This is a genomic window from uncultured Chryseobacterium sp. (genome assembly GCF_936933875.1).
GTDB lineage: Bacteria > Bacteroidota > Bacteroidia > Flavobacteriales > Weeksellaceae > CAKZIK01.
Genome location: NZ_CAKZIK010000032.1, coordinates 1 through 8,912, shown reverse-complemented (window position 1 = coordinate 8,912; position 8,912 = coordinate 1). Strand labels below are relative to the sequence as shown.

Here is an 8,912-nt window from a genome sequence, read left to right as displayed (position 1 = left end):
AGGGTGCGTAGCTCAGCTGGATAGAGCATTCCGATTTAATCGGAACTGTCAAAGGTTTGAGAAACAATTTTAAAGAAAACAAAAGGGTGCGTAGCTCAGCTGGATAGAGCATCTGCCTTCTAAGCAGACGGTCAAAGGTTCGAATCCTTTCGCGCTCACTGAAAGAGAAACTGGAAATGGTTTCTCTTTTTTTTATTTTTGTATATGTGCTATACTTATATATTGTTTTCAGAAACTCTAGATAAATTCTATATTGGTCATACTTGCGATGATTTGCAGGAAAGATTAAGAAAGCATCTGTCAAATCATAAAGGCTTTACTTCGCAAACTAAAGATTGGCAAATAGTTTATTTTGAAACATTTGAACATAAAATCCAAGCACTCAAAAGAGAAATTCAAATCAAATCTTGGAAAAGTAAATTGAAAATTAAAGAACTTATCGAAAGTTCAGCTGAATAGAGCATCCCGATTTTAATCGGGACGGTCAAAGTTTCGAAATCGAAGATTCGACTGAGTCAATCCTTTCGCGCTCACTGAAAGAGAAACTAGAGATGGTTTCTCTTTTTTTATTTGCAGATTTCGATCTTTCTCTACTTTCAGAATTCTTTTAAAAGCCTTAACTTTTCCCTCAAATTTAATATTATGGAAAACTACAGAAAGGAAAGTGACCTTTTGGGTGAACTGAACGTTCCTGTACATGCATATTATGGCGTACAAACGCAACGCGCCATTGAAAATTTCAAAATTTCGGGACAGAAGCTGTCTTCTTATCCTAATTTCATTAAGGGTTTGGCTTTCGTGAAAAAAGCAGCGGCAAAAACCAATTATGAGTTGGGTTTGCTGGATCAAGATCTTTATTTCAAAATTGTTGAAGCTTGTGATGAGGTAGCTTTAGGGAAATTTAATGACGAATTTCCGATTGATATGATTCAGGGTGGAGCCGGAACTTCTGTGAATATGAATGCCAATGAAGTTATCGCTAATATCGTTCTCGAAAAATTAGGAAAAAATAAAGGTGATTACCAATTCTGTTCTCCGAATGACCATATCAACCTTTCCCAATCTACCAACGACGCTTATCCAACTTCCATTAAGATGGCTTTGCTGATGCTGAATCAAATTTTGGTAGAAAAATTAAAGAAAACAGTTGCCGCTTTCCGTGAAAAAGGAGTTGAGTTTAGAGACGTAATCAAAATGGGAAGAACGCAGCTTCAGGATGCGGTTCCAATGACTTTAGGACAGGAATTTGAAGCTTTTGCAGCGACTTTAGAAGAAGATATTTCTAAACTGAACAACAACGCCAATTTATTTGTAGAAGTCAATATGGGTGCCACTGCGATTGGTACCGGATTGAATGCGCCTGTAGGTTACGCTAATCTTTGCGCTAAAAACCTAGCCGAAATTACTGGTTTCCCCATTGTTTCTGCACCGGATTTGGTGGAAGCAACACCGGATACAGGTTCTTATGTGATTTATTCGTCTGCGATGAAGCGTTTGGCTGTGAAACTTTCGAAAATTTGTAATGATTTAAGGCTGCTTTCTTCAGGACCAAGAGCCGGATTGTTTGAAATTAATCTTCCGCCAATGCAGCCCGGTTCTTCCATTATGCCGGGAAAAGTGAATCCTGTAATTCCGGAAGTGGTGAATCAGGTTTGTTATAAGGTCATTGGAAACGATTTAACGGTCACTTTTGCCGCAGAAGCCGGACAATTGCAGTTGAATGTCATGGAACCGGTACTTTCTCACGCGATTATGGAAAATATTCATTTCCTTTCGAATGCGCTGGATACGCTGCGCGAAAAATGTGTGGTGGGAATCACGGCTAACAAAGAAGTATGCCTGAACATGGTAAAACACAGCATCGGTATTGTAACAGCGTTAAATCCTTACATCGGTTATAAAAACTCGACAAAGATTGCAAAAGAAGCTCTGGAAACGGGCAAAAGCGTTTACAATCTCGTTTTGGAACACGGTATTCTGACACAGGAAAAGCTGGATGAGATTTTGAATCCTGAGAATATGCTGAAGCCACAGAATTTGGTTTAAGTTTAACCACAAAAGGAACAAAAGAATAAATGCTGAGTAAGTTATTCAATAGTTTGAGAAGCTGAATTTAGAAATGAAGCGTTCCGTCTAAATAAAACTTTTATGACTTTTGTGGTTGAAAAATAGAATTTAATTAAAAGTAAAATTTGAATTTCCTTATCATCATTCCCGCACACAACGAAGAAAAAAATATTTCTTTTTGTTTAGAATCCTTGAAGAATCAGACTTTCAGGGATTTTAGGGTTGTTGTGGTGAATGACGGTTCAAAAGATAAAACAGCAGAAATAGCAGATAAATTTCAACAATATGATGAACGTTTTCAGTTGATAAATCTTGAGCAATCGGAACATCAACCCGGAGCGAAAGTTGTAGGAACTTTTAATAAAGCTTTAAATTCTCAAAATCTTGATTCATTTCAAATTATCTGTAAATATGACGCAGATATTATTTTCCCAACCAATTATCTAAAGAACATCCAAGAAGTTTTTGAAAACAATGCAAAAGCAGGAATGGTTTCGGGATTGGTGAAGATTAAAAAATCTTTGTTTGAAAATGCTTTGGCTTTCGATTTTAAAGATGAAAAAAGACAGTGGAAATTTGAAAATCTGTCATCTCAAAATCATGTTCGGGGACCTATAAAAGCCTACAGAAAGGAATGTTTTAATGCAATGAACGGACTTCGACCAGTTTTAGGCTGGGACAATATTGATGTGATGTTGGCGCAGAAAAACGGTTGGGAAGTGGTGACCATCAAAGATTTGTGGGTAAAACATCTTCGTCCTACAGCTTTCAAATACAAAAAACAAAAAGCGGAAAAACTGGGAGAATATTTCTATAATATTGGTTTGAGTTTTCCTTTGGCAATAGTTTCTTCCGCGAAATCTTCATTCAAAAATAAATCGGTTTCAGAATTTTTTACAACGATGAAAACTTTTCTGAAACAAAACGGACAGCGCGAACTTTCAGAAGAAGAGATAAAATACATCCGAAATCTTCGCTGGAAAGCCATGTTCAATAAATTTTAAAACCATGAAAAAATTCTTCTCTATTGTTCTGTCAGTACTTTTCGTGACGGTATTTTCGCAGAAAAAAGCAGATTTAATCATTCACAATGCAAAAATTTACACCGTTAACGGAAAGTTCGAAACGGCTCAAGCCATGGCGATTTCTAATGGTAAAATTGTAGGAATCGGAAAGGAGAAAAATATTCTGAAAAAATTCATTTCAAAAAATACGAAAAACCTTCAGGGAAAAACGGTTTATCCCGGTTTTAACGATGCACACTGTCATTTTACCGGTTACGCAACCGACAAATGGAAATGTGAATTGTGGGGAACAAAATCCTGGGATGAAATCGTTGCAAAGATTTCAGATTATTCTAAAAATGCACCGATGGAATGGTTATACGGCAGAAGTTGGGACCAAAACGACTGGGCTGTAAAAGAATTTCCATCGAAAGAAAAACTCGACCAACTTTTTCCAAACCGTCCTGTTTATCTGAAAAGAATTGATGGTCATGCTGCTATCGCCAATCAAAAAGCGTTGGATATTGCTGGAATCACTAAGGACACAAAACTAATTGGTGGAGAAATTGAAAAGAAAAACGGAAAACTCACCGGAATTTTGATCGATAATGCGATGCTTTTGGTGGAAAAACACATTCCGGAAATCAGTGATGATATGGCTATTAATTATTTCGCAGACCTTCAGAAAGAATGTTTTTCTTACGGTTTAACATCACTTCACGATTGCGGAATTACCGAACATACGCTGTCGTTACTCGAAAAAGCTCAACAGCAAAATCTCCTCAAAATGAAAATTTTTGCGTTGATGGAAGATAATCCTGCTTATTACGAAACCTGGACAAAAAAAGGAAGATATACCAATAAAAATATTACGGTTGGAGGTTTCAAAGTGTATGCAGATGGCGCTTTAGGTTCCAGAGGTGCTTGTCTGTTGCACGATTACAGCGACAAAAAAGGTTGGAAAGGATTTTTACTTTCAGAGCGTCAACATTTCGAGGATTTGGCTTCAAAACTGGCAAAAAGCAACCTTCAGATGTGTACTCACGCGATTGGAGATTCTGCAAACAGAGTGATTTTGGAAATTTATGCTAAAAATTTAGGACCAAAAAACGACCGAAGATGGCGAATTGAACACGCTCAAATTGTAGATAAAGAAGATTTTAATTTGTTTGGGAAATACAATATTATTCCGTCCGTTCAGCCCACTCACGCCACTTCGGACATGTATTGGGCAGAAGAAAGATTAGGAAAGAACAGAATGAAAACCGCCTATGCTTACGAAGATTTGCTCAAGCAAAACGGCTGGCTTCCTTTGGGAACGGATTTTCCGGTGGAAGAAATTAATCCAATTAAAACTTTTTTTGCGGCTGTAGCGAGAAAAGATGCTAAAAATTATCCTGCAAACGGTTTCCAAAAAGAAAATGCTTTAACACGAGAACAGGCTTTGCGCGGAATGACGATTTGGGCTGCAAAAGCAAGCTTTGATGAAAAAGAAAAGGGTAGTTTGGAAGTTGGAAAAGCGGCGGATTTTGTGGTTTTGAATCAGGATTTGATGACTGTTCCGGAGAATTTAATTCTGAATACTAAAGTTTTGGAAACGTATTCGAATGGGGAAATCGTTTTTGGAAAATAATTTTTTAAAGTTTGAAAAAAATCGCCTACATAGAACTCGATACCCACGCTGAAATTGCCCATAATTTCATGGAGTTGATGCATGATTCCGAAAATTTTCAGGTGGATTATTATTTTTCTCAAAAAATCTTAAAAACGTTGAACGAACATCACCCAAATGTTTTTTTAACCGAACCTACCAAGCTTTTATCTCAACTCAAATCAAAGAAATATGATTTAATCATCATCGGAACAGCCCATCGTTATTTCAATTTATTTGAGAAAATCTCCGAAACGTATAACACGGCTGTGGTTGTTCATAACATCAATTTCTCCAAAATTTCCAAAGGACAACTGTTCAGAAATATCTTTATAAAAGACTTTAAATACCGGTTGAAACTCTTACTGAAAGAAGATTTGCTTTCTGCACCGGATGTTTATCAAAAAGCTAAGAATCTGTTTGTTCTGGATGTATCAATGGCAAACGATATCTTGAAATTCTTGCCGGTTTTCTACAATAAATTCAGTTCAAAAAATCATTCAGAACATTTAAAAATTGTTATTCCGGGTGCGGTTTCGCAGAAAAGAAGGGATTACCAATCTGTTCTTCAAAAATTGAAAAATTTCAAAAACAAAACGGAAGTTGTTTTCCTTGGAAAAGCTTCAGGAAAGGAGCTGAAGTGGCTTCGGGATTTTAAATCAGAAAATGTAAAACTCAAATTCTTTACAGAAAAGGTTTCCCAGAATATTTTTGATGATGAAATGAATAATGCCGTTGTTTTATGGTGCCCGGTTCAGAAAAAGACGGATTTCTTCAGCAATGAAGAAATTTACGGTGAAACAAAAATGAGCGGAAATATCGGAGACGCTATTAAATACGGTAAAACTGCAATTTTTCCTAAGGATTTTCATTCTGAGCTTTCATTCATTAAAAATGAAGAAGAGGATATTGAAAATCAATTTCTGAAATTGTCTCAACCCTTTGATTTTCAATATGATTTTAATTTTTTTAAAGTGAAAAATCAATTGGAAGATGCTTTAAAACACTGTTTATAGAATTTTCACATTTCATTACATCTTTTTGATTTTTAATAATTTATAATTTTTTCGGCATTGTTTATGGAAATAGTTTTTTCATCAAAATAAACTTTTATGAAAAAATTATTCGTACTAGGAACTGCCATTTTAACTTTGGCTGCCTGCAAAACCAAAACAGTTACCGATACTCAATCTGGTGAAACTACAACCACTACTGTAAAAGCATTTACGCCAAAAGCTTCTCTCGTTAATACTTTTAAAAGAGATTTTCCGAACTCTACAAGAGCAGAGTGGACAAGAAATGATACGAGAAATTTCGTGACTTTCTACAATGAAGGACGCTATCCATCCGAAGCAACTTACGGCTACGACGGAACTTTGCTGGACAATAAAATGGGAATTGACCCAAACAAACTTCCTTTAACTTCGAAATCTTTTTTGAATACAAAATATCCGCAAAATACCATTAAAAACGTGTATATGGTAAGAAATGGAAAAACAAACCAAAAATATTTGGTTCAGCTGAACGGAACTGAAGATGCGGTTTTCGACCTTGATGGAAATTTTATCGCATACAAAGAATAATATAAAACTTCCCAAATTTTATATGTTTGAGAGCGCAGAATTTATTGTTCTGCGTTCTTTTTTTTAAAATTTCAAAACGCTTTTCAGAAAGTTTTTGTTAATATAATCTTCCACTGGGAAAATTTTAAGGAAATAATTTCCAACGAAAATGAGCAGCAAAACAATTGCGGGTTTGTACACAAGATTCACAAAATTATTTTTAACATCCGGAAGAATAATGCAAAGCGTAATCGCCAAAGTGCAGATAATAGAAGCAAAAACCATTTCAATAGTAAACGGAGAAACTTTGAATTTCCAATAATTAAAGGTGATTTTAATGATATTGAAAAGCGTCAAAGAAATAGCAGTTGCCATTGCAATACCAACTATACCGAGTTGCGTTTGGGTTAAGAAAATCCAGTTTAAAACAATAGTTGTAACCGCTAGAAAAAGCATCACCACGATATTGAAACGGTAATATTTTGAAAGCGAAATAATATGTCCGTTAAATCCGGTCGCCAAATCAAAAAGCATGGCGGAACCCAAAATCCAAACTACAGGTTCTGCCTGTTTCAGTTGGTCTCCATTTTTAATGAAGTTGGTTAAATAGGGAAAGCCTACCAAAATACACGAAAACAAAACCGCACCAAGGAAAAATAAAGTAAGCGAAGTTTTCTTGTGGAAACGGTCGAGTTCTTCAAAATCGTCTTCGGCAATTGTTTTATTGATTAATGGAGCGGATATATTGTACAGACCCATTTGCGGAATCATAATGAACGAAAGAATGGAAAGAATAATGCTGTAAACACCGTTTTCCTGAAAGTTAAGAAATTCCCCAATCATAAAATTATCAACACGGAAAGCAATGTAATTGCCGATGTTTCCAAAAAATCCGAAGAGGCTGTAATTCAGAACATTTTTCCAGAGGTTGTCTTTTTTAATATAATCTGTACTGAAATCGGGCTGAATTCTTTCCAGTTTATTGGCGTAAAAAATATAACCCAAGAACGCCAAAATGAATATTCCAAAGAAAAAAGCATAAGAACCTTTTTCCGAAACACCCATAAAGAAAAACAGACAGAAAGCGCCTAGATTAGCTAGTTTTGGGAAAAGATTTTCAAAAATATTAGGGACGACAATTCTTTTATAGTTGGAAATATATTTATTGAAAACCGAAGAAAGTGCAAGAACGAGAATTAGCGGTAAAATCAGTCTTTTCATTTTCCATAGTTCCCATTCTTTAAACTGAGGAAATACGGTGAAGAACAAAAAGAAAAGTCCAAGAAAGATAATGAAATTGATGATGATTCCAACGAGAGAAAGGCTCAGGAAGTTTTGGTTTTTGCCGTCTTTTTGGGTTTGATGGAAAAATTTAACGTTAGAAAAAGACAGTCCGAAAACGACGATAGGAAGCAGCATTTCTGCAGTCGGCATAATGTAACGCAGCTTTCCGTAGAATTCCATATCGAACGGAAATACGAAAATGGCCGAAAGCGTTCCGAGTAAAAACCCGAAATACCCGATTAAGGAATACTTAAAACCCTGTCTTGCAACTACACTCATGCTTTTACCGGCATAAAAATAATATTATTGATGTAGTGCCCGTAATTTTTCAGGTTCTCGCTGTTTTGAATTTCCAAAAATTCTTTGGTCATTCTTTCCGGCTTCATTGTTTCGCGATTAAGAAAATGAGCGGTGTATTTCCAGTTTTCAATTTCAGCAATGATGTTCCAAACCGGTTCTTCATGATGACGCTGTTCAATTTCTACCATTAAAGTCGGCTTGAATTTTTTGATGGTTTTTTCTGCACCACGAAGCGTTTGAAGTTCGTTTCCTTCCACATCAATTTTAATGAAATTCAGCTTGTTGATGTGTTCAATTTCAGCCCAATCGTCCAAACGAAGCACTTTTACTTCAATAATTTCAGCATCAGATTCGCCTTCTTCTTTCAAATCTGTCATCAAAGTTCCTCTGGAATGTATTTTTTTTCCGTTCATCACCGGAACTTTAAAATGAGCTGTAGTATTGCTATCCGAAAGTGCCAAAGAAAAAATTCTCATATCCGGAAAAATTCTGCGAAGACGCAAATGAAGTCTTTTATTAGGCTCGAATCCGATGATATTGTGATGGATTAATTGGTCTTCCAACTGATAAAGATAGGCGCCAACATTGGCTCCAATATCCATAAAAACATCACTTTTATGAAGATAATGTTTTATCCAAACCAATTCCGGTTCTACCTTCCGAGAAAGGATATTTTCTGAATTGAGGTCTTTTAGATTTTTAAAAAACCTCTGTTTATAATAGTTTGGCGCAATGTACTGCAGTTTTTCTGCAATGTTGCTGTATATAGACATGATAAATTTCTTGAAGAAGGGAAACAAATATAGGTTTTTTTGTTAATAATATGTTAAATACAGAAAAATCATTTACTTCGTCATAGTATATTTTTTTCTTCGTGTTCTTTGAATTCATTACCTTTAAGAATTATTTTAAACCGATATGAAAAAATCAATATTTCTGCTTTCATTAGCACTTTTAACGTCCTGTAAAACAGTTCAAAATTCTCAAAAACAGCCATTCGTCTGGGAAGGAGCCAATCTTTATTTTTTATTGACAGACCGTTTT

At 35.5% G+C, this 8,912-nt stretch carries 8 protein-coding genes and 1 tRNA gene; 7 read left to right on the top strand and 2 right to left on the bottom strand.

Annotated features, from left to right (window positions below):
• Positions 1-84 precede the first annotated feature (84 nt).
• The 7 genes from Q0252_RS05970 (at position 85) to Q0252_RS05940 (ending at position 6,305) form a co-directional block, all read left to right on the top strand.
• A tRNA-Arg gene (locus tag Q0252_RS05970) sits at positions 85-158 on the top strand.
• A gap of 46 nt (positions 159-204) precedes the next feature.
• Positions 205-459 (top strand): GIY-YIG nuclease family protein, encoded by a 255-nt coding sequence (locus Q0252_RS05965; RefSeq protein ID WP_297984622.1) that lies wholly within the window; start codon positions 205-207, stop codon positions 457-459.
• 183 nt (positions 460-642) lie between these two features.
• Positions 643-2,046: an aspartate ammonia-lyase gene (gene aspA / locus Q0252_RS05960; protein WP_297984621.1), complete on the top strand. Its 1,404-nt coding sequence runs from the start codon at positions 643-645 to the stop codon at positions 2,044-2,046.
• 146 nt (positions 2,047-2,192) lie between these two features.
• A complete protein-coding gene (locus tag Q0252_RS05955; protein ID WP_297984620.1) occupies positions 2,193-3,071 on the top strand; it encodes a glycosyltransferase family 2 protein in 879 nt (292 codons plus the stop codon).
• Between the two features lie 4 nt (positions 3,072-3,075).
• Positions 3,076-4,704: an amidohydrolase gene (locus Q0252_RS05950; RefSeq protein WP_297984619.1), complete on the top strand. Its 1,629-nt coding sequence runs from the start codon at positions 3,076-3,078 to the stop codon at positions 4,702-4,704.
• 11 nt (positions 4,705-4,715) lie between these two features.
• Positions 4,716-5,738, top strand: a complete 1,023-nt coding sequence (locus tag Q0252_RS05945; protein ID WP_297984618.1) for a hypothetical protein — start codon at positions 4,716-4,718, stop codon at positions 5,736-5,738.
• 96 nt (positions 5,739-5,834) lie between these two features.
• On the top strand, positions 5,835-6,305 hold the full coding sequence (locus Q0252_RS05940; RefSeq protein ID WP_297984617.1) for a hypothetical protein: 471 nt from the start codon (positions 5,835-5,837) through the stop codon (positions 6,303-6,305).
• A 63-nt stretch (positions 6,306-6,368) separates the two neighbouring features.
• On the opposite strand, the gene Q0252_RS05935 is transcribed toward Q0252_RS05940, so the two are convergent.
• Together Q0252_RS05935 and Q0252_RS05930 are read right to left on the bottom strand one after the other, a co-directional pair.
• On the bottom strand, positions 6,369-7,847 hold the full coding sequence (locus Q0252_RS05935; protein ID WP_297984616.1) for a lipopolysaccharide biosynthesis protein: 1,479 nt from the start codon (positions 7,845-7,847) through the stop codon (positions 6,369-6,371).
• Positions 7,844-8,641 (bottom strand): FkbM family methyltransferase, encoded by a 798-nt coding sequence (locus tag Q0252_RS05930; RefSeq protein ID WP_297984615.1) that lies wholly within the window; start codon positions 8,639-8,641, stop codon positions 7,844-7,846. Before Q0252_RS05930 ends, Q0252_RS05935 begins: the two co-directional genes overlap by 4 nt.
• Between the last annotated feature and the right edge of the window lie 271 nt (positions 8,642-8,912).